General features: G+C 30.7%; 1 protein-coding gene and 1 pseudogene. One reads left to right on the forward strand and one right to left on the reverse strand.

Features of this window, described 5'->3' with window-relative positions:
- The first annotated feature begins 242 nt into the window (after positions 1–242).
- On the forward strand, positions 243–1,442 hold the full coding sequence (locus L8U37_RS08070; RefSeq protein WP_220566610.1) for a major outer membrane protein: 1,200 nt from the start codon (positions 243–245) through the stop codon (positions 1,440–1,442).
- A 23-nt stretch (positions 1,443–1,465) separates the two neighbouring features.
- On the opposite strand, the pseudogene L8U37_RS08075 reads toward L8U37_RS08070, so the two are convergent.
- Positions 1,466–1,654 (reverse strand): annotated as a pseudogene (locus tag L8U37_RS08075) (peroxide stress protein YaaA); the annotation flags it as partial.

Consider the following 1,654-nt stretch of genomic DNA (forward strand, 5'->3'; position numbering starts at 1 on the left):
TAACTCCCTCAGTTTCCAAACATTAACTATCAAAGAGCATAATTACACTTGTAAAAGCAAACATTCATAGATAACTCCTTAGTTTTTAAAGATCTAGTTTCAAACTAGATCTTTAAAGATAATTCAATCTATAAATACAACCCTATAATATATTTTTATCGTTTTTATTTACTTTAAGAATTCTTATATAAAACTATGCTATAATACAAGCCATAGTTTTAATTTTAATAAGGAGAATTCTCATGAAACTAGTTAAACTTAGTTTAGTAGCAGCATTAGCTGCAGGTGCTTTTTCAGCAGCTAACGCTGTTTCACTTGAAGAAGCTATAAAAGATGTTGATGTATCAGGAATGTTCAGATATAGATTTGAATCTGATAGAAGAGATATTGGCAATACAATTGTAGATGGTTACAACAGCTCTAAAGAAAACAAGCATAAATTTAAATCTCAATTAAATTTCAAAGCAGCTTTAGATGATAACTTCAAAGCTTTTGTTCAATTCCAATATAGTACAAGTGAACTTGGTTTTAATAGCCCAAATGCTAAAGCTGAAACTGATACTGATAGTACTTTTGCAGTTCAACAAGCTTACTTAGAATATACTAATGAAGCTTACGCTACAAATGTAATCTTTGGTAAAATGGAAGTTGGTTCTATTTGGACTGATGATGCAGTAGGAACAGGAGCTAAAATTCTTAATAATTCTATCGAAGGTTTAACTTTTGCTGGTTATTGGTTTGATAGCTTCAATGTTACAAGCGATGGAGATTTTACAGATTTAGGTATTGCTGATACTTCTTTATATGGTGCTGCTGTATTAGGTGATTTTGATCCATTTGCTTTCCAAGTATGGGCTGCTTATTCAAACAATTGGGCATTTTTATATGCAGTAGATGCTAGCTATAAATTTGCATTCAACGATGCTAACTTCAAAATCCAAGCTCAATACTTAGGAAATAGCTTGGATAGTGATAAAGAAAAATTAGGTCTAGATAATAGCAATTTCTACGCTGCTCAATTACAAGGACAAATTTCTGCTTTTGATTTCCAAGCAGGTATCGTTGGTTATGGTGAAAAAGACAAAGCTAGCTTAGTAGTTTTAGAAGATAAAGGTAGAGTAATCGCTCCAGGTGAGCAAATTTTCTATTCTACTGGTAGTGATTTAAGAGGTAGTATAGGTGAAAACTTCTTCTATTTTGCAGGTTTAGGTTATACTTTTGCTGAAACTGTTAGAGTAGGATTTGATTATATCGGTGGTAAATCTGAACAAGTTGGCCATGATATAGATAAAAATGAATATATTGCAAGAGTATCTTACGCATATAGTCCAAAACTTACATTTAGCGGCTTCTATTCTTACTTAACTGAAGATTATAACACCAATGGTGTTCATGATAGCGATGATCAATTCATCAGACTTGAAGCTCTATACAAATTCTAATTATAAAAGCTAAGCCAAAAGGCTTAGCTTACTATATCTAAAATTATCTCTTCTTTTAATCCTTGTATTTTAATTTCTTTTATTTTTAAATCATTAGGTAGATTTTCAAGCAAAGCTTCTTTATTATGTATATTTTTACTTGCCAATACTCTTAGCATTTTACCCCTATAAGCTTTAGCAAAATGACTTAAAGTTTTGGAATTTTTTAAAAA

Origin of the sequence: Campylobacter sp. RKI_CA19_01122, from assembly GCF_025771325.1 — a bacterium.
GTDB classification, from domain to species: Bacteria; Campylobacterota; Campylobacteria; order Campylobacterales; family Campylobacteraceae; genus Campylobacter_D; species Campylobacter_D lari_D.